This window comes from Bradyrhizobium canariense (genome assembly GCF_019402665.1).
Classification (GTDB): domain Bacteria; phylum Pseudomonadota; class Alphaproteobacteria; order Rhizobiales; family Xanthobacteraceae; genus Bradyrhizobium; species Bradyrhizobium canariense.
In genome coordinates, this window is sequence record NZ_VSST01000069.1 from 1 (window position 1) to 19,743 (window position 19,743).

Sequence of the window (19,743 nt, forward strand, 5' to 3'; positions counted from 1 at the left end):
CCTTCTCCCGCAAGGGGAGAGGGGAAGATGGCACTGTGCTTCCGGCGAGTGCAGTGTTTTACGCGTTCGAATATTTCTTCAGCTCGAACCGCGCGATCTGGTTCCTGTGGACCTCGTCCGGGCCGTCGGCGAGACGCAGCAAGCGCGCGGTCGCGTAGGCCTGCGTCAATCCGAAATCGTTCGACGTGCCGCCGCCGCCATGGGCCTGGATCGCCCAGTCGATGATCTGGCAGGCCATGTTGGGCACAGCGACCTTGATCATCGCGATCTCGGCTTTCGCCACCTTGTTGCCGACGGTGTCCATCGCGTGGGCGGCGTTGAGCGTCAGCAACCGGGCCTGCTCGATCATGATGCGGGCTTCAGCGATTCGCTCCTGCGTCACCGTCTGCTCGGAAACCGGCCTGCCGAAGGCGACGCGGCTGCGCACCCGGCGGCACATCTTCTCCAGTGTGCGCTCGGAGAGCCCGATCAGCCGCATGCAATGGTGGATGCGGCCGGGGCCGAGGCGTCCCTGCGCGATTTCGAAACCGCGGCCCTCGCCGAGCAGCATGTTCTCCTTGGGCACGCGCACATCGGTGAAGACGACCTCGGAGGCACGGTCGGGCACGCCGTAGAAGCCGAACACGGGCAGGGGACGCTTGACCTCGACGCCCGCTGTGTCCATCGGCACCAGGATCATGGATTGCTGCTTGTGGCGGTCCGCATTGTCAGGATCGGTCTTGCCCATGAAGATGCAGATCTTGCAGCGCGGGTCGGTCGCGTTGGTGGTGTACCATTTGCGGCCGTTGATGACGTAATGGTCGCCGTCGCGGACGATCGAGCTTTCGATGTTGGTCGCATCGGACGATGCGACGGCGGGCTCGGTCATGGCGAAGCAGGAGCGGATTTCGCCAGCGAGCAGCGGCTTCAGCCAGCGCTCCTTGTCGTTCTCCGTGCCATAGCGCTCCAGCACCTCCATGTTGCCGGTATCGGGCGCCGAACAGTTGAAGACTTCGGGCGCGAGATGCGAGCGGCCCATGACTTCGCAGAGCGGGGCATATTCGAGGTTGGTGAGGCCCGCACCGTAGCCGGAGTCCGGCAGGAACAGATTCCAGAGGCCTTCAGCGCGCGCCAGCGGCTTCAGCTCCTCGACGACCGGATAGACCTTCCAGGGGCCCAGCTCCTCCGCCTCGCGATAAAAACGTTCCTCGTTCGGATAGATGTGCCGGTCCATGAAACTTTCGAGCCTGCGCTTGAGCTCAACGATTTTGGGGGACATCGGGTAGAGCATCTTTGGTCTCCTCAATCGATGGACAGGCCGGTGCGCAATCGGCTCAGGCGACGCGATACTCTTTGAATTTCTCGCGCAGCGCGGATTTGAGCACCTTGCCGGTGCCGGTCATCGGGAACTCGTCCATGAACTCGACGGCGTCGGGCATCCACCAGCTCGCGATCTTGGGGCGCATGTGGTCGAGCAGCGTCTTGCCGTCGACGGTCGTGCCCTTCTTGCGGACGACGAGGAGCAGAGGCCGCTCCTGCCATTTCTCATGGTTGATCGCGACCACGGCGGCTTGCAGCACATCGGGGTGAGACAAGGCGACGTCCTCGAGCTGGATCGAGGAGATCCATTCGCCTCCGGACTTGATGACATCCTTGGAGCGGTCGGTCAGCGTGACGTGGCCCTGGGGGTCGATCACGGCCATGTCGCCGGTGATCAGCCAGCTGTCGCGGTCGAGGCCTTCGTCGAGTTTCATGTAGCCGGACGCAACCCACGGTCCCCGCGCGCGCAGATGGCCGACGCTCTTGCCGTCGCGCGGCAGCTCGTTGCCGCCGTCGTCGACGATGCGCAAGGCGGTGCCGAAACAGGCGCGGCCGGACACCTGGCGGCGGTCGAACCTCTCCTTGTCGTCGAGATGCTCGGAGCCCGGCCGCAGGCCAGGCATCGAGCAGCCCAAGGCTTCGGTCATGCCCCAGGCCTGGACGTAGTCGACGTCGTACTCGCGCTTGAGCTTCTCGACCATTGCGCGCGGCGGTGCCGAGCCTGACGACAATGTTGCACGAAGTGTCGAGAACCTGTTGCCGGTGCGCCCTAACCAGTCGAGCAGGATCAGCCAGAAGCTTGGCACGCCCGCCGACAGCGTCACCTTCTCGCCTTCGAGCAATTCGTAGAGCTTGTCCGGCTCGTAATTGCGGCCGGGCAGCACCAGCTTCGAGCCGGTATAGGGCGCGGTGAACGGCATGTTCCAACCGTTGCCGTGGAACAGCGGCGCCATCGGCATCATCACCTCGCGCACGCCTTCCAGGTGCCCGGGCAGGAAGTCGAAATTGCAGGAGACCATGGTCTGCAGGATCGCGGCGCGGTGCGAATAGATTACGCCCTTCGGATTGCCGGTGGTGCCGGAGGTGTAGCAGATCGTGGACGCCGACTTTTCGTCGAACTCCGGCCAGACGAAGCCGTCGTCGTGCTCGTTCTCCAGCAGGTCCTCGTAGCAATGGACGTTGGCAAGCCTGGTCTCCGGCATCCGCTCGCGCGAGGACATCACGACATAGGCTTCGATCGATGTGAGCTGCGGCGCGATTGCCTCCACGATCGGCAGCGTGGCGCGGTCGATGAACAGCAGGCGGTCCTCGGCGTGATTGACGATGTAGACGAGTTGTTCGGGAAACAGCCGCGGGTTGACGGTGTGCAACACGTAGCCCATGCCCGGCGCGGCATAGAACATCTCGAAGTGACGGTGCGTATTCCAGGCCAGCGTGCCGACCCTGTCGCCGGGCATCATGCCGAGCCTCTTGAGGGCCAATGCCATGCGCTTGATGCGCGGATGGGCGTCGGCATAGGTGTAGCGATGGATGTCGCCCTCGATCTCGCGGGCGACGACCTCGGCCTCGCCGTGATAATCGGCCGCATACTGGATCAGGCCGCTGATCAGGAGCGGCATGTCCATCATCAATCCCTGCATCGTCTCCTCCGGACCGCCATGTCGTTGCATGGCGTGCGCTTGTGATGTGCGCTTGAGGTTAGCGGAACGCCACGCGACGTTCACGTAAAAAGCGAGGGACGTGATTGCATGCGTCTCTTTTTCAGGGCTAAGTGATGCGAGCTGCCGGCGAAGCAGTTTCCGCCCGGGAGGAAATGAATGTCAGCGGAAAGACACAAGACCGGTGCAGCCGGCGAATCTACACTCGACATTGACGCACTCCGTGCGCGCTATCGCGACGAGCGCGATCGGCGCCTGCGCGCCGAAGGCAAGGCGCAATATGTCGAGATGACCGGCGAGTTCGGGCGCTATCTCGACGATCCCTGGGCCAATTCCGGATTCGCGCGCGAGGCCGTCAGCGAACAGAACGAGGTGCTCATCGTCGGCGGCGGCTTCGGCGGCCTTCTGTGTGGCGCGCGACTGCGCGAAGCCGGCATCGATGATTTCCGGGTCGTGGAAAAGGCCGCCGATTTCGGCGGCACCTGGTACTGGAATCGCTACCCTGGTGCGGCCTGCGATACCGAGAGCTACATTTACCTGCCGTTGCTGGAAGAGACCGGCTACATGCCGGTGCGCAAATATGCGCGAGCACCCGAGATCTACGAACATTCGCGCCGCATCGGCCGTCACTTCGGCCTCTATGAGCGCGCTCTGTTTCAGACCGTCATCACGCGCATGGAATGGCAGGAGTACGAGGCACGCTGGCTGGTCGAGACCGATCGCGGTGATTGCATCCGCGCGCGCTTCGTCATCCTCGCTGGCAGCCCGTTGAGCCGTCCGAAGCTGCCGGGTATTCCCGGCATCGAAAGCTTCAGAGGACACAGCTTCCACACCAGCCGCTGGGATTACGCCTACACCGGAGGCACGGCCGAAGGTGGTCTGACCGGTCTTGGCAACAAGCGCGTCGGGATCATTGGCACCGGCGCCACCGCCGTGCAATGCGTGCCGCATCTCGGCCGCTCGGCCAAGGAGCTCTACGTCTTCCAACGTACGCCGTCGGCGATCGGCGTGCGCGACGACCGCCCGACGGATCAGTGCTGGGCGCAGGGGCTCAGGCCTGGCTGGCAGCGCGAACGCATGGACAATTTCACCGCCGTGATCTCGGGCGAGCCATTCGAACAGGATCTGGTGCAGGACGGCTGGACCGGCCTGCTCGGCGAGATCCTGCTGGCGCCGCGCCGCCAGCCCCAGCCGGTGACCTCGATCGAGGAGGCGCTCAAGGTCATCGAGCAGGCTGATTATCGCAAGATGGAAGAGATCCGGGCGCGCGTCGATGCGATCGTCAAGGATGAGATGACTGCTTCGGCGTTAAAGCCCTGGTACAAGGCCTTCTGCAAGCGGCCGTGTTTCCACGACGAATATCTCGACACGTTCAATCGTCCCAATGTGCATCTCGTCGATACCAGGGGACAGGGCGTCGATCGCATCACCGAGAATGCCGTCGTGGTCGACGGCCACGCCTACGAACTCGACTGCCTGATCTATGCCAGCGGTTTCGAAGTCGGTACCGATTACGCCCGTCGTATGGGCTTCGAGATTTATGGACGCGATGGCACGAGCCTGTCCGAGCGCTGGCGCGACGGCGTCAAGACGATGCATGGCTTCTACAGCCGCGGCTTCCCGAACTGCTTCCTGATCGTCATGGTGCAGGCCGGCCAGAGCGCCAACTTTCCGCACATCATCGACGAGCAGTCGCAGCACATCGCCTATGTGATCGCCGAGGCGCGCAAGCGCAAAGCGCGGACGCTGGAGCCGACGCTCGATGCCGAGAACGCCTGGGTCGAGGAGGTGGTCAAAGCCGCGCTCGGCCGCCAGACCTATCTCGCTGAATGCACGCCCGGCTACTACAACAATGAAGGCGTGTTCGATCCGATCGCGGCGAGAAACAGCCAGTATTGGCGCGGGCCGGTGGCATTCCTGCGGCTGCTCGACAAGTGGCGCAAGGAGGGCAATTTGGATGGACTGGAACTGTCGTATGATCACGCCATGGAGTCGGCGCCTTCGTCCGGGTAAACTCGGGCATTGGATCGCGCCAGAGAGAGGACATTAGACATGATCAGGGGCAGAACTGTAGCTGCGGCGGTTTTCGGGGCGATGACGCTGCTCGGCTGCCTGGCGCCCGCCGCCCAAGCCGCGCAATGCGGCAGTTCGTCGGCCGGCTTCGAGGCCTGGAAGCGCGAGTTCGGTGCGGAAGCGCAGGGCAAGGGCGTCGGCCAGACTGCGCTCTCGGCGCTGATGCAGACCAATTACGCGAGTGCCACCATCGCGGCCGACCGCGGCCAGCGCAGCTTCTCGCTGTCGCTCGACCAGTTCCTCGCCAAGCGCGGCGCCACCACCATCGTCGCCAAGGGGCGTCAGCTCAAGAACTCGCAGGCCGCCTTGTTCGCCTCGATCCAGCAGCGCTATGGCGTCCCGCCGGGGCCGCTGATCGCGATCTGGGGCATGGAGACCGGATTCGGCAGCCAGCGCGGCAACCAGAACATGCTCTCCTCGATTGCGACGCTCGCCTATGACTGCCGCCGTCCCGAATTCTTCACCGAGCAGCTCTATGCGGCGCTGAAGCTGATCGATCGCGGCACGCTGTCGGGGGCAACCCGCGGCTCGATGCACGGCGAAGTCGGTCAGACCCAGTTCATGCCCAAGAACATCCTGGCCTACGGCACCGGCAATCTCGAAGTTGCCGCCAATGCGCTGAACTCGACAGCGAATTTCCTGAAAGCCCATGGCTGGCGTGCCGGAGCGGGTTACCAGCCGGGCGAGCCGAATTTCGCCGCCATCGAAGCCTGGAATGCCGCCGGCGTTTATCAGAAGGCGATCGCCCTGATGGGACGGCAGATCGATGAGGGCGGAGGTACGGCCGCCTCGCGCTGACCAGAGCCCCGTTTCGAACGGGGCTCTGGCTCCTTGTTTTGGCGCGTTTTCCTTAGGCGAACCGGCATCCACTTCGCTTGGACACGCTCCTGCTCAGCAAGGCGTGATGCGCGGGCAAGAGAAAGTTGTTGCCAACTGGAACCGACGGCACGAGGTTTGCTTTGATCGAACAGGGCTGGGCATGAGGAGACTCAACATGGCAACCCAGATCGTGATGGACCAGACTGGCGACACGCGCCACGAGTTTGATCCTGGCAATGCCGAAGCGCTGGCGCGGGCCGAACGGCGCTTTCGGGAGCTGACCGGAGCGGGCTTCACCGCCGCGCTGCGAACCGGACCTGGCGAAGTCACCCGGATCCGATCGTTTGACCCGACCGCGCAGGAAACGCTGTTCTATCCCCGCCTGGTCGGCGGTTGATCTGAGCTGCTCATGATCGCGGCAGTCTGGCTCCGCGCGCCGGCGCGTGCGCGTTTGCATGCGCTACGCGAACTCTATCGGCGCTTCTTCGGCGAGAACACGCCGGATGCCCGGGGTCGCCGGCTCCTGGCCGAATGGCTGTCACCGGCGCAGCGCGCGCAATTCGAGCAGTACCGGCATTTCGATGTCGTCGGCTGCGATACCGGCAAGACGTATCGCATCCATTATGGCACCGCCGCAAATGTCCATGAGATCGACGCGGCCGGAAATGCGACGATGGGGTGGTGCTTCGTCCCGTCAGGCTTTCTCGTCCCCGGCGACGTCATGCTCGCACAGAAGATCGCGCTCGAGACCGACGAAAGGGGAGCTCTCGCGCTCGCTAACAGGTTTCCGCCGGCAACACATTCGGAGCACTTCTACCGGCGGCCGTTCTAGGGTGGGCCTATCAGTGCCTATCAGTAATGTGTGGTGCGATAGGCATCTACCGCGTGCGCTGCAAAAACGCCGACGCTGCAAAGCGCAAGCAAGGCCGAGATCAGTTCGATCATAGCTCGTCCTCCTGCAGCGGTAGGGCGACGAGGTGCTGACAGCAGGAGTAATCCCAGATCAGGTCGAGGAAGAATTGCATGATGGCCGTCCCTGTATGATTTTGACAACTAGATAACCGACCATCTGTTTCAGGCGTGTTTCGTCGCATCTGGAAACGGGTTTCTTGGGGGAGTCCCAGGCTAGTTTGTGCGCTGCGGAGCCGCTACATCCCGCTCTTGCTCAACCCTGTTAGCCGCGAGGCGGCGCATCACATTGCGAGGCGAAATCATGGCGCAGGTCGAGTGGTTCGACGATCTCACCATTGGAATGCAGTTCAAATCCCCCGAAGTTCACGTCACCGAGGCCGACATCAAGCGGTTCGCGGTCGAGTTCGATCCGCAGCCGATGCATCTCGACCATGAAGCCGCCAAGCGGACCCTGTTCAGGGGTCTCGCTGCCTCGGGATGGCACACCGCCGCGATTGCCATGAGCCTCGCGATCCAGACCCGCCCCTTCGGCCCGCATCCGCTGATCGGCGCCGGCGTCGACGGGCTGCGCTGGACCATCCCGGTACGGCCCGATGACCGCCTGCATCTGGTCGGGGAGGTCATCAGCCTCACGCCGTCGAAGTCGAAGCCGCAGGGCATCGCGCTGGTGAAATGGACCATGTTCAACCAGAACGGCGAGGAGGTTTACACCTTCACCCCGATCGCGATCGTGCCGCGGCGGGAGTAGGGCAGGGTCGGCGCCCTACGCAGCCGCCAGAAGCCCTTGCGGGTCACCGGCAGAGGTGGTCATCTCGGTCCGGGGAACACGCTGGAGGCTGACATGAAACGATCTCTTCTCGCCGCCGGGTTGCTGACCGGCGCCTTGAGCGCAGTCGCTTTGACCGCAAGACCGGTGCAGGCGCAACAATCCAAAGTCGGCGACTGGACCATCGAGAAGCGCACGCAGGACGCACATTGCAATGCGAGCCGCGGCTACAAGGACAAGGAAGACGAGAACCGGGACTACGTCATCGTCATCACCTATTCCGAGAAGGCGATCGTCATCGTCATGATCTATGACGGCTGGGAGTGGGACAAGGTGGGCGAGATCCTCCGAGCCGATGTCGGAACCGATGACGCCGATATCATGAAGAAGGCCAAGTGGGAGGTCATGGACAAGACCACCGTGCGCGGCATTTTCGAATACGATCAGTCCATGATGGACCGGCTGTCCAGGGCCAAGCGTCTCTCGCTCGATTTCGAGGACGATGACGACGACAGCATCGAGATACAGGTGCCGCGTGCCGGTGAAGCGCTGGCGGCGCTGAAATTCTGCGAGGAGAATCGCAAGTAGGTTGCCGGAGCCGGATGCGAGGCCGGCGGGATCGGTGGCGAAAGGGTTCTGCAGCGCGACCGGCGCCTGACGTATCGCACACGTGACTCATCGCACACAGTCCGCGCGCTGTTCGCATTTATCCTAGTCTTTGGCGAAAACGTCCAAGCCGCATTCTGCGGTTGACGTTACGCAAGGACGATGTTCGATATTCCAGCATTTCGTTGCAACGTTTTCTCCGCGTCGAAGGCGGCGATTGACCGGCCCGTCTCCTCCGGCTGGCCCCGGATCGCGATCTCTCTCTCGCGCGCGAGCCATACGCAGATTGCATCGTCCGGCCGATGACAATCCTCCACGCAAATCGATTTTCGTCCCTCGTCGGCGAGATCTACGACGCGGCGGTCGATCCCGCGCTGCGCAGCGGGGTGCTGGAACAGGTTTCGCATTTCGTCGGTGGATGTGCCGCGACCATCCTGTCCAGGGACAGAGCCCGGCTCTCGATCGAGATCCACGAGCATTTTGGCACCGAATCCCGCTTCCGCCAGCTTTATCGCGACCGATATGTGGAACTGGACCCTCTGCTCGATCGTCATCTCACGCTCGCGGCGGAGCAGACGATCGGCGTCGCCGACATCATGACTCAGGCGGATTTCCTGGCAACGAGCTTCTATCGCGAGTGGGTGGAACCACAAGGAGCGATTGACCTTGCAACCGTCGCGCTCGAGAAGTCGGAGACACGCACCACGATCCTGCAGGTGTTGCGCCACCGCTCGCGCGGACTCGTTGACGAGCCGATGCGCGAGCGCATGCGGCTGCTCGCTCCGCACCTCCAGCGTTCCAGAATCATGGGCCGGCAGATCAGGGCACGCTCGCATACCGTGGACGACCTTGCCGATGTCCTCGATGGGCTGAGCACGGCGATCTGCCTGCTCGACGCAGATGGCCGGGTCGTGCATGCCAACGCAGCATCCCGCGGGCTGTTCGCCGATGCCAGCCTGCTCGCAATGGTCGGTGACCGGATCGTGGCCCGCAACACCCAGACGGACAAAATATTCCGCGGCCTGTGCGAAATCGATGCGGGCAACGAAACTCGTTCCGCTGCCCGCCGTCAGATCGAGCTTGCGACATCAGTTGATGGGCAGCACTATCTGCTCCACGCTTTTCCCTTGAAGCGCGATCGCACTCCATCGCGAGATGCTGCAGCCACGGTGCTGTTCGTTCAGAAGGCATCGGCGGCGACATGGCTCGCAGCCGATGCGATCGCTGCGGCCTTCAGGCTGACACCGTCCGAATTGCGCGTATTGATGGCAATTATCGAGATTGGCGGCGTTCCCGACATTGCGGCAAAGCTCGGCATCGCCGAAACGACCGTGAAGACGCATCTCGGCCGCCTGTTCGAGAAGACTGGCGCCGGCAGGCAGGCCGACTTGGTCAAGATTGCCACCGGCTTTGCCGTTCCATTCGCGCGTCGCACGAACGACGGTGACGATGCCTTGTGATTTATTTCACATGGTTCGCCGGCTATGTGCCGCAATCTCAATCCATTGTGATGAGCCGAGCTCCGGTGTCCTCCGAATGCAGGACGCGAGTCATTTGAGACTTTCGTATATCGCGTTCTAGAAAAGTGAAGAGCAGCGAGCGCCGGCGAAGAGATGCCGCGACGGCGTCGAACGCGAGTGTGAGGAAACGACAGCGCGCGGCCGGACCTGCTCGTCGGTTGGAGGATTGCAGTGACCCAGTTTGATTTTTCCGTTATCAATGTTTCAACGAACGAAATTCCCGAAAACGAGCGTATCCCGCTGCTTCGCGATTTCTACTGTCGCGGGGTGTTGAAGGCGGAGGTCGAGGTGAGGGAAGGAAAGCCGTTCGCGGCGAGCTTCACGTCCCACGTCTTGCCGGAAGCCCAATTGCTGATCGGAGGATTGTGCGGAGCGCGGATCATTCGCACCAAGCACCTGATTGCCGATGGCGATGATAGTCTGGCCCTGATCGTGAATCGATCCGGCGTGCTTGGGATATCCGAGCGAGGGCACGATCTGAGCCTCCGTGCCGGAGAGGCTGTCCTGACGAGCGCGGAGGACGTCACGACGTTCGAGCGATTGTCGCTGGGTAGCTGTTTCTCGCTGCGTGTGCCGAGACGCGTGCTGGCGCCGATGATCGTGGATGTCGATGACGCCGTGATGCGGGTCATGCCGGAGAGTTCAACGGGACTTCGGCTGCTGGTCGATTACGCGGTGACGCTGGTGCGGGAGAAGGCATTCGCGATGCCCAATTTGCGCAAGCTCGGGGTCGGGCATCTGCACGATCTTCTGGCAATCGTCCTCGGTGCCACCAATGAGCCGCGGGAGATGGCCGGTCGGCGCGGCCTAAAGGCGGCACGGCTGCAGAAGGCCAAAGTCTCCATCGCCAACAATTGCTGGCGGCAGGACCTGTCGGTTGCCACGGTCGCCCAGGAGCTCGGCGTGACGCCGCGTTATCTCCAACGCCTGTTCGAGGCCGACGGCAAGACGTTCTCGTCGTTCCTGATCGAACAACGCGTCAAGCGTGCGCATCGCATGTTGCGCGAACCCGGATACGCCGAGCGGACGGTGAGCTCGATCGCCTACGATGTCGGCTTCGGCGATCTCTCCTATTTCAACCGCTGCTTCCGGCGGACTTATGGCGCCACGCCCAGTGACGTCAGGAGCGGCGAGATGTCGTGAACGCGCGCGGCTGAATTTCAGGTCAAATGCCGATGGAGATGGCACGGGCGTGCGCCGCCCGCAGTTGGAGTATTGCATGCGTCGTTTTTTCTTTGATCTTATCGTCGGCAATATCGTGAAGATCGATCCGGGCGGCATGGTGTTCGAATGCCCCGAAGCGACGCTCGTGGTGGCCAACGAGATGGCAAGCCACCTGTTCGTCTGGCGCGACGATTTGCGCGACCGCGATGCCTGCATCCGGGTCAGAGACGCCGTCGGGCGCGAGATCTATCGTGCCGCGGTGTGGTCGGAGAATGCGGACAAGGTCGGTTGGGATCAGGTGTGAGCGGCCCGGTGCGCTATCGCGACTCTGCATCAGTAGCGCCCGAAACGGATGTCCGTTCGTTGCCCGGCCGGCGCCTCCTCCGATCGGAGGATGCCGCATAGTGCGGTTGTGGTATGCTTGGTGATATTGATCACATAGGCCATTTATAGCCATGCACGGACCGCGGAAGCTGCCCGATCTCGTCGAAGCCATCTACGATGCCGGACTCGATCCTTCGCTGTGGAACAATGTCGTCACCGGCATTCGTGACTTCGTCGGCGGCCAGGCCTGCGGACTGTTTTCCAAGGATTCCATCAGCAAATTCGGCGTCACGCACTATTATTGCGGGGCGGACCCGCACTACATCAAGCTCTATTCCGAGACGCATTCGAAGTTCGATCCGCTGACGGTCCTGCCGCCGCACGGCCAGATCGTCAGCATTCCGGATCTCGTCAATTTCGATGATTACCGGGGTGGACGCTTTTACCAGGAATGGATGCGGCCGCAGGGTTGCAGCGATGCGGCCAACGTCGTGCTCGAGAATTCGAATGCGAGCTGCCCCGTGATGATGACGGTGCTGTCGGGCCGCCGGATGGTGGATCCGGTGATGAAGCACCGCCTCTCGCTGATCGTGCCGCACGCCAGCCGTGCGTTGCTGATCAACCGTGCCATGACCTCGCAACTGACGTTGGCGACGGCGTTGGCGGAGGTCCTGGACAATCTTGCCTGCGGCATCTTCCTGCTTGATGGCTTCTGCCGGCTGGTGCACGCGAATTCCGCGGGGCACGACTTGCTTGCGGCCGACGATCTGGTTCGGTCCGTTGCCGGGCAACTGGTGACCGGCAGTGCGGAGGCCAATCAGACGCTGCGGGAAGCGTTCGCGACCCGCAATGAAATTGCCCAGCTTGCCGCGAAGGGGCAGGCGTTTTCGCTGCTTTCGCCCTCGGGCGAGCGCTACGTCGCGCACATCCTGCCGCTCTCCTCGGTCCTGCGGCACGGCAGCGAGCGGGTGGTCGATGCCGTCGGTGCGCTGCTCCTGCGCAAGGTATCGCTCGGCGGACAGTCCTACGGCGAATTGATCGCGCGGACTTTCGACCTTACACCGGCCGAGCTGCGCGTCTTCCTGTCGATCGTCGAGGTTGGCGGCGTCCCGGAGACGGCGGTCGCGCTCGGTATCGCAGAAACGACGGCGAAGACGCATCTGCATCGCGTGTTCGCCAAGACGGGCGTTTCGCGTCAGGCCGATCTCGTCAAGCTCGCGGCAGGATTCTCCAATCCGCTGGTCAACTTAGCGGCTCATTGCGCCCTCAGGATTGAACCTTTCCCTCCCTCGCCAGACTCACAGAAGCCGCCGGGCATGAAGAACATGTCGCCATCTCCATGTGTCACCATTGGCTCTTCCGATGCCCCGACTTCCAAAACCGTCCGAGTTGATTGAGACTATCTATGACGCAGGTCTCCACCCGGAGTTGTGGAGCGAGGTCGTTGTCAAGCTCAATGCCTTCATCGGCAGCCAGGCCTGTGGTCTGATTTCGAAGGACCCGGTCAGCAAATCAGGCGCGACGCATTATTATTGCGGGGTCGATCCGCACTACATTCAGCTCTATGCGGAGACCTACTCCCGGTACGACCCGCTTGCTCGGCTTCCGCGCTATGGCGAGGTGCGCAACATCCCCGATCTCGTGGATTTCGACGAATATCGCCGCGGCCGCTTCTACCAGGAATGGCTGCGCCCCCAGGGCTGCGTCGACGTCGCCAACGTGGTGCTGGAGCAGTCGAAGTCGCCGTCTCCGATGCTGATGACCGTGATCCCGGGCAGGGAGATGCTCGATGCCGAGCAACGGGCGCGGATGCAGTTCCTGGCTCCGCATGCGAGCCGGGCGCTGTTGATCAACCGGGCGATCGAGCGGAAGCAGCAGCGCGCGATCGCGCTCGCCGACGTCGTGGACCAACTGAATGCCGGTGTCATCCTGCTCGATTCGACCTGTCATATCGTCCACAGCAATCCGGCCGCGGCGACGATCCTGGCCGTCGACGATGTCCTGCGGTCTGTCTCGGGCCGGCTGGTGGCAAGATCCTCCGCTGCTAATTCGGCCCTGCGCGATATTTTCCGTGACACAAGCGAGGTCGCGTTGGCGGCATCTTCGGGACGGAAAATTCCGCTGATGTCGCATGACGGTTCTTACTACGTCGCGCAAATCATCGCGCTGCCATCACTGCTGCGCGAGGGTAGGGCCGAGCGCAGTTCGGCCGTCGGAGCCTTGTTCATCTGGAAAGCGGAGCTCGACGGCCGCTCGTGTGCCGGTCTCATTGACCGCACCTTCGAACTCACGCCTGCGGAACTGAGGGTCTTGCAGTCGATCGTCGATGTCGGCGGCGTGCCGGAGACGGCGGTTGCGCTCGGTATCGCGGAGACGACGGTGAAGACGCATCTGCATCGCGTGTTCGCCAAGACCGGCGTTTCTCGTCAGGCCGATCTCGTCAAGCTCGCAGCTGGATTTTCCAATCTGCTCGTGCACTGAGACGCCTTCAAAAACACACGCGAGTCGCTGCAGCTCGCAATAGGTTCAATCAGAAGCATCATTAGAAAGTTATCGCACGTCGTTCGATCGAATGACGCGATTTTCCACGCGCTATTCTACTGAACATCACACGGTCTGTTGTTCGACGCGTCAGGCATTTGTGTGAAGCAACTCACTGTAGGCGGAAGTGGATCCCGTCAATCTCTCGAACAGGTTGAGAGGAGATTGTCATGCGAACGACGTCACCGGTTCTGACAGGCAGGTTCCGCGATATCGTCGCCCGCATAGGCGCGATACTCCGCGCGCAGCGGGAAATCGACGCGCAGCGCGTGTTGCAACGCTATCGCCACCTGCTGGACCAGCCGCACGAAGCGCCGTGTTTGAATGAAATTATTCCCGTCTCCCGTGAAGAGGATGCTTTTGAAAATGCCAACGGAGTTGATCCGCGCGAGCGCACGACCGGCCACCCCAAATTCGAACGTGCGTAACGTCAGCATCGTCGCCATTGCGCTGACCGCGGCGCTCGTTGCTCTCCAACTGGTCGGCCTCGCGATGCTGGAGCGATCGCACGCTTACGCGCATCCGTCGGCTCCACTCGAGCCGGCCGCTTGCACGGAGAGCGCCGATATCTCTGTCTCGCAAATTCCCTACGACTGACCGGAGGGCGGATTGTGCCTGATGTCACGACTCTGATGCTGCTCAGCGTTGCCGTGTTCGCCGGTGCCTTTGTCTCCGGGCTCTCGGGATTTGCCTTTTCCGCAGTGGCGGGCGCCATCCTGCTCCGGGTGTTTCAGCCGCTCGAAGCCGTGCCGCTGATGATGGCGTGCAGCATCGGCGTGCAGGCCACCAATCTGTGGGCGCTTCGGCGCAATATTCGCTGGGAAGGCAGTCTGCTGCTGATCGTCGGTGGCTTGATCGGCGTTCCCATCGCGGTATCGCTGCTCCAGAGCACTGATACGCATCTGCTCCGGCGCGGCTTCGGCATTATCGTTGCACTCTATGCGGCCTACATGCTGCTGCGGCCGACTCTGATGACGGCCGGCGAGGCGGTCGGGCGGCACTGGGTCGCGTTGATCGGGTTCGGGGGAGGGCTGGTCGGCGGGCTGACCGCGATGCCCGGCGCGATCCCGACGATTTGGTGCGACATGCGCGGCATGCCCAAGAGCGAGCAGCGCGGCCTGGTGCAGCCATTCATCGCCGCGATGCAGGTGTTCGCGATCGCGCTGCTGGTCGGACATCAGGATCTGTCGTCGAAAGTCTTCGTCGATCTCGCGGTCAGCCTGCCGGCGCTGTTCGCAGGATCCGCGCTCGGCGTGATCGCCTTCCACAGGGTCAACGAGACGGTCTTCCGCAAGACCGTGCTCGTTCTGTTGTTGCTGTCGGGGATTTCCCTGATCTAGTGCCCGGCGCCCTGAACCGGTGCCGCGCTGATGTCGCTGCCGTGATGGACCAGCGGCTTCATGCCGGTAACGGTCCGCAGCAGCACGTAGAACACCGGCGTCAGGAACAGGCCGAACACGGTGACGCCGATCATGCCGGAGAACACGGCAACGCCCATGGCGCGCCGCATCTCCGAGCCGGCACCGGTCGAGAGCACCAGCGGCAGCACGCCCATGATGAACGCCATCGAGGTCATCAGGATTGGACGAAGCCGTAAGCGGCTCGCCTCGATCGCAGCCCGGATCGGCGTGCGTCCCGCAAATTCGAGCTCGCGCGCGAATTCGACGATCAGGATCGCGTTCTTGGCCGAGAGGCCCACCAGCACGATCAAGCCGATCTGGGTGAAGACGTTGTTGTCGCCCTTGGAGATCCAGACGCCGAACATCGCAGCCAGCAGGCCCATCGGCACGATCATGATGATCGAGAGCGGCAGGGTCAGGCTCTCATAGAGCGCGGCCAGCACCAAGAACACCAGGAGGATCGCCAGCGGGAACACCCACAGTCCGGAATTGCCGGCGATGAACTCCTGATAGGTCAAGTCGGTCCATTCGAAGGCAAAGCCGGGCGGTAGCGTTTCCGCCGCGATCCGCGTCGCGACCTCCTGCGCCTGACCGGAGGAGAAGCCGGGCGCAGCCGCCGCGTTGATGTCGGAGGACAGGAAGCCGTTGTAGCGGATCGCGCGCTCGGGACCTGCGCTCTGGCGAACGCTCAACAGCGCCGAGAGCGGCACCATGTCGCCCGAGGACGAGCGCACCTTCAACTGCCGGATGTCGTCGGCGCGGGCGCGGAACGGCGCGTCGGCCTGCACCCGGACCGAATAGGTGCGGCCAAACTTGTTGAAGTCGTTGACGTAGTAGGAGCCCAGGTAAATCTGCAGCGTGTTGAACACCTCCGTCACGGGCACGCCCAATTGGAGCGCCTTGGTGCGGTCGATGTCGGCGAACAGCTGGGGCACGTTGACCTGGAAGCTCGAGAACACGCCGGCGATCTCCGGCGCCTTCTGCATCGCCGCCATGAACGCCTTGGTCGCCTCGTTCAGCGCCTCATAGCCGAGACCGGCACGGTCCTCGATCTGCAGCTTGAAGCCGCCGATGGTGCCGAGGCCGTTGACCGGCGGCGGCGGGAACATGGCGATGAAGGCTTCCTGGATGCCGGCATATTTCTTGTTCAGCTCGGCCGCGAGCGCGGGGCCGCTGAGCGAAGGATCCTTGCGCTCGTCGAACGGCTTGAGCGTGGAGAACACGATGCCAGCATTGGAGGAGTTGGTGAAGCCGGCGATCGACAGGCCCGGAAAGGCGACCGAACTCTCGACACCGGGCTGGGTCAGCGCGATGTCGCTCATCTTGCGGATCACCTCTTCAGTGCGATCGAGCGCTGCACCGTCAGGCAGCCGCGAGAAGCCGACCAGATATTGCTTGTCCTGGCCCGGCACGAAGCCACTCGGCACCTGCTGGAACAGGAGCGCGGTCACGCCGACCAACACCACATAGAGCCCCATCACCGCAGCCTTGCCCGAGATCACCTTGGTGACGGTGCCGCTGTAATTCTCTGACGAGCGTGTGAACACCTTGTTGAATCCGCGGAAGAACCAGCCGAGGCCCTTTTCCATGATGATCGTCAGCCGGTCCTTAGGCTCATTGTGTCCCTTGAGCAGCAGCGCCGACAGCGCCGGCGACAGCGTCAGCGAATTGATGGCGGAGATCACGGTTGAGATCGCGATCGTCAGCGCGAACTGCTTGTAGAACTGCCCGGTGAGGCCGGAGATGAAGGCGAGGGGCACGAAGACCGCGATCAGCACCATCGCGATCGCGATGATCGGGCCGGAAACTTCACGCATCGCCTGATAGGTCGCATCGCGCGGCGACAGCCCGCCCTCGATATTGCGCTCGACGTTCTCGACCACGACGATGGCGTCGTCGACCACGATACCGATCGCGAGCACGAGCCCGAACAGGCTGAGCGCGTTGATCGAGAAGCCGAACACGTGCATCACCGCGAAAGTGCCGACGATCGATACCGGCACCGCGAGCAGGGGAATGATCGAAGCGCGCCAGGTCTGCAGGAACAGGATCACCACCAGCACCACCAGCGCGATCGCCTCCAGCAGCGTGTGGATGACGGCCTCGATCGAGGAGCGCACGAACTGGGTGGGATCGTAGACGATCTGGTAGGACACGCCTTCCGGCATGTTCTTCTTGATCTCGGCCATGGTGGCACGGACGTGATCGGAGATCTCCAGCGCGTTGGAACCGGGCGCCTGGAAGATCGGGATCGCCACCGCCTGCTTGTTGTCGAGCAGCGAGCGCAGGCCGTATTCGGACGCGCCGAGCTCGATGCGGGCGACGTCGCGCAAGCGCACGACTTCGCCACGCGTACCGGTCTTGACCACGATGTCGCCGAATTGCTCTTCGTTCGCGAGCCGCCCTTCCGCATTGACGGACAGCTGCAGGTCGATGCCCTTGACGTTCGGGGAGGAGCCGACCACGCCGGCAGCCGCCTCGACGTTCTGCGCCTGGATTGCCTTGACGATGTCGCTCGCAGTCAGTCCGTGTTCGGCGGCCTTCTGCGGATCGACCCAGACCCGCATCGAATAGTCGCCGGCGCCATAGAGCTGGACATCGCCGACGCCGTCGATCCGTGCAAGGCGGTCCTTGACGTTGAGCACGGCGTAATTGCGCAAATAGGTCATGTCGTAGCGCCCGTTGGGCGACAACAGATGCACGACCATGGTGAGGTCGGGCGACGACTTCTTGGTGATGATGCCGAGCTGGCGCACCACAGCGGGCAGGCGCGGCTCGGCCTGCTGCACGCGGTTCTGCACCAGCTGCGTCGCCTTATCGGGGTCGGTGCCGAGCCGGAACGTCACCGTCAGCGTCATCGCGCCGTCGGTGGTGGCCTGGCTCGACATGTAGAGCATGCCTTCGACGCCGTTGATCTGCTCCTCGATGGGAGTCGCCACCGTCTCGGCGATCACCTTGGGATTGGCGCCGGGATAGGTCGCGCGCACGAGGACGGAGGGCGGCACGACGTCGGGATATTCCGAGATCGGCATCGCGAACAGCGAGATCAGGCCGGCGAGGAAGATCAGGACCGACAAGACGCCGGCAAAAATCGGACGATCAATGAAGAACTTCGAGAGATTCATGGCTTTGCCCCTGCGCGAGAGACAGCTCTCCCGTCATTCCCGGGCGCGGGCAAAGCCCGCAAACCTGGAAATCCAGAAGTGATGTCTTGGTAGTTCAACCAATTCGACAATCCGGCTCGCGCTGCCCGCGCGTTCCGGCATGGCGGAGACGCTAACGCTGCACGACGTCCTGATTACTGTGGTTGGAGGCCTGCTGCGGCCCGCGCGCGCCCATTGCCGCGATCTCCGTCTTAAGCAGGGCGCCCGGGCGCACGCGCTGGAGGCCGTTAACGACGATGCGGTCGCCGGACTTCAGGCCCGCGGTGACGATGCGCAAGCCATCGACCGCGCCCCCGAGCGTGATCGGCCGATAGACCGCGCGGCTGTCGTCGCCGACCGCCATCACGAACTTCTTGTCCTGGTCGGTGCCGATCGCGCGCTCGTCGATCATGACCAGCGCCTGCTGCTTTGGCTGGCCCATGCGCACGCGGGCGAACTGACCGGGGATGAGACGCCCGTCCTCGTTTCTGAACACCGCGCGGACACGGATGGTGCCGCTCTGGCCGTTGACCTGGTTGTCGATGAGCTGGATGTGGCCCTTGGCCGAGAGGCCGCCTGAGGTCGTCATCTCCACCGGGATCTGGTCGAGATTGCCGCGCTTGCCGGTGCTATCTGCGATCGAGTTCAGCGCCCGCAGCACCACCTCCTCATCCGCATCGAACGACGCGTAGATCGGATTGACCGAGACCAGCGAGGTCAGCACGGGGGAGGCGGTGCCGGCGGCGACGAGATTGCCGACGGTGATCTCGATCTTGCCGACGCGGCCGTCCACGGGCGCGCGCACCTCGGTGTAGTCGAGATTGAGCTTTGCGGTCTGGAGCGTCGCCTCGGCCGCCTTCACGTTGGCGATGGCCTCGCGGTAGGCATTGTCGCGCTGGTCGTAGTCGCGCCGCGTCACCACGGCGTTGCCGACCAGCTGCGCGCCGCGCTCGAGCTCGCTCTGCGTGAACACCACGCGCGCTTTCGCCGCTTCGACCTGGGCGGCGGCCTTGTCGACCTCGGCCGCGTAAGGCGCCGGATCGATCTTGAACAGAACGTCATCGGCCTTCACCAGCGCGCCTTCGGTGAAGTTGGCCGACAGGATCGCGCCAGCCACGCGCGGGCGAAGCTCGACGCGTTGGATCGCCTCGAGCCGGCCGGAGAAATCGTCCCACAGCACCGTCTGCTTTGGTTCGATCAGCGCGACAGTGACGGGGACGGCTTGCTCGGCCGCGGCGGTCGCGGTCGCCTGCGCGGCACGAAAGTAATGGCCGGTCGCGATCGAGCCGGCTACGACGAGAGCGCCCACGATGGCGACACCGCCGAGAAGGCGGCGGACACGGCCAGGGCGAGAGGTATTTTGGGAGGGGGGCATTTGCGCGCTCCAGATATGTAGTGTTCACTACAGATGTGGAGCTGGATACCGCAGCGCAAGATACTTATGTACCGTCCGCTAAGAAAATTGTACCCGCTTACCGCAAGAGTTGGCAAGTGGAAGAGAAAATAAAGCGAGAACAA

At 63.0% G+C, this 19,743-nt stretch carries 18 protein-coding genes; 12 read left to right on the forward strand and 6 right to left on the reverse strand.

Annotated features, from left to right (window positions below):
• Window positions 1–58: 58 nt before the first annotated feature.
• Both FXB41_RS32155 and FXB41_RS32160 read right to left on the reverse strand, forming a co-directional pair.
• Entirely contained in the window at window positions 59–1,270 is a 1,212-nt protein-coding gene (locus tag FXB41_RS32155; RefSeq protein WP_219684623.1) for an acyl-CoA dehydrogenase family protein, read from the reverse strand.
• Between the two features lie 43 nt (window positions 1,271–1,313).
• The gene (locus tag FXB41_RS32160; RefSeq protein ID WP_219684624.1) at window positions 1,314–2,939 is read right to left on the reverse strand and encodes a long-chain fatty acid--CoA ligase; all 1,626 of its coding nucleotides are present in this window, start codon (window positions 2,937–2,939) and stop codon (window positions 1,314–1,316) included.
• A 177-nt stretch (window positions 2,940–3,116) separates the two neighbouring features.
• Here FXB41_RS32160 and FXB41_RS32165 point away from each other — a divergent pair, with 177 nt between their 5' ends.
• The 6 genes from FXB41_RS32165 (at window position 3,117) to FXB41_RS32190 (ending at window position 8,115) form a co-directional block, all read left to right on the forward strand.
• Complete coding sequence (locus tag FXB41_RS32165) at window positions 3,117–4,970, forward strand: flavin-containing monooxygenase (protein ID WP_219684625.1); 1,854 nt, start codon at window positions 3,117–3,119, stop codon at window positions 4,968–4,970.
• 39 nt (window positions 4,971–5,009) lie between these two features.
• On the forward strand, window positions 5,010–5,828 hold the full coding sequence (locus FXB41_RS32170; RefSeq protein WP_219684626.1) for a lytic murein transglycosylase: 819 nt from the start codon (window positions 5,010–5,012) through the stop codon (window positions 5,826–5,828).
• A 196-nt stretch (window positions 5,829–6,024) separates the two neighbouring features.
• Window positions 6,025–6,246: a hypothetical protein gene (locus FXB41_RS32175; RefSeq protein ID WP_007592399.1), complete on the forward strand. Its 222-nt coding sequence runs from the start codon at window positions 6,025–6,027 to the stop codon at window positions 6,244–6,246.
• A 12-nt stretch (window positions 6,247–6,258) separates the two neighbouring features.
• A complete protein-coding gene (locus FXB41_RS32180; RefSeq protein ID WP_007592397.1) occupies window positions 6,259–6,681 on the forward strand; it encodes a hypothetical protein in 423 nt (140 codons plus the stop codon).
• A 381-nt stretch (window positions 6,682–7,062) separates the two neighbouring features.
• The gene (locus FXB41_RS32185; RefSeq protein WP_219684627.1) at window positions 7,063–7,509 is read left to right on the forward strand and encodes a MaoC family dehydratase; all 447 of its coding nucleotides are present in this window, start codon (window positions 7,063–7,065) and stop codon (window positions 7,507–7,509) included.
• 93 nt (window positions 7,510–7,602) lie between these two features.
• Window positions 7,603–8,115 carry a hypothetical protein gene (locus FXB41_RS32190; RefSeq protein WP_007592391.1) on the forward strand — a complete coding sequence of 171 codons (513 nt, stop codon included), beginning with the start codon at window positions 7,603–7,605 and terminating at the stop codon, window positions 8,113–8,115.
• 167 nt (window positions 8,116–8,282) lie between these two features.
• Here FXB41_RS32190 and FXB41_RS41180 read toward each other — a convergent pair whose 3' ends face one another.
• Window positions 8,283–8,687 carry a hypothetical protein gene (locus tag FXB41_RS41180; RefSeq protein ID WP_246649392.1) on the reverse strand — a complete coding sequence of 135 codons (405 nt, stop codon included), beginning with the start codon at window positions 8,685–8,687 and terminating at the stop codon, window positions 8,283–8,285.
• Between FXB41_RS41180 and FXB41_RS32195 the strand changes: the two genes are divergently transcribed.
• From FXB41_RS32195 to FXB41_RS32215, 5 genes are all read left to right on the forward strand, one after another.
• Window positions 8,658–9,593: a helix-turn-helix transcriptional regulator gene (locus FXB41_RS32195; RefSeq protein WP_311985930.1), complete on the forward strand. Its 936-nt coding sequence runs from the start codon at window positions 8,658–8,660 to the stop codon at window positions 9,591–9,593. The two genes, FXB41_RS41180 and FXB41_RS32195, sit on opposite strands and share 30 nt — an antisense overlap.
• Before the next feature lie 231 nt (window positions 9,594–9,824).
• Window positions 9,825–10,796: a helix-turn-helix transcriptional regulator gene (locus FXB41_RS32200; protein WP_219684629.1), complete on the forward strand. Its 972-nt coding sequence runs from the start codon at window positions 9,825–9,827 to the stop codon at window positions 10,794–10,796.
• 76 nt (window positions 10,797–10,872) lie between these two features.
• On the forward strand, window positions 10,873–11,121 hold the full coding sequence (locus FXB41_RS32205; RefSeq protein ID WP_219684630.1) for a DUF6894 family protein: 249 nt from the start codon (window positions 10,873–10,875) through the stop codon (window positions 11,119–11,121).
• Between the two features lie 151 nt (window positions 11,122–11,272).
• Window positions 11,273–12,538, forward strand: coding sequence for a helix-turn-helix transcriptional regulator (locus FXB41_RS32210; protein WP_246649393.1), 1,266 nt, complete (start codon window positions 11,273–11,275; stop codon window positions 12,536–12,538).
• Window positions 12,504–13,622, forward strand: coding sequence for a helix-turn-helix transcriptional regulator (locus tag FXB41_RS32215; protein ID WP_219684631.1), 1,119 nt, complete (start codon window positions 12,504–12,506; stop codon window positions 13,620–13,622). The genes FXB41_RS32210 and FXB41_RS32215 overlap by 35 nt, the downstream gene beginning before the upstream one ends.
• Window positions 13,623–13,864: 242 nt before the next feature.
• On the opposite strand, the gene FXB41_RS32220 is transcribed toward FXB41_RS32215, so the two are convergent.
• A complete protein-coding gene (locus FXB41_RS32220; RefSeq protein ID WP_219684632.1) occupies window positions 13,865–14,128 on the reverse strand; it encodes a hypothetical protein in 264 nt (87 codons plus the stop codon).
• Between the two features lie 165 nt (window positions 14,129–14,293).
• Between FXB41_RS32220 and FXB41_RS32225 the strand changes: the two genes are divergently transcribed.
• Window positions 14,294–15,022: a sulfite exporter TauE/SafE family protein gene (locus tag FXB41_RS32225; RefSeq protein ID WP_219684633.1), complete on the forward strand. Its 729-nt coding sequence runs from the start codon at window positions 14,294–14,296 to the stop codon at window positions 15,020–15,022.
• Here the strand turns inward: FXB41_RS32225 and FXB41_RS32230 are convergent.
• Window positions 15,019–18,207 (reverse strand): efflux RND transporter permease subunit, encoded by a 3,189-nt coding sequence (locus FXB41_RS32230; RefSeq protein WP_007592372.1) that lies wholly within the window; start codon window positions 18,205–18,207, stop codon window positions 15,019–15,021. The genes FXB41_RS32225 and FXB41_RS32230 overlap by 4 nt on opposite strands.
• Before the next feature lie 151 nt (window positions 18,208–18,358).
• Window positions 18,359–19,600, reverse strand: coding sequence for an efflux RND transporter periplasmic adaptor subunit (locus tag FXB41_RS32235; RefSeq protein WP_219684634.1), 1,242 nt, complete (start codon window positions 19,598–19,600; stop codon window positions 18,359–18,361).
• Window positions 19,601–19,743: the final 143 nt, after the last annotated feature.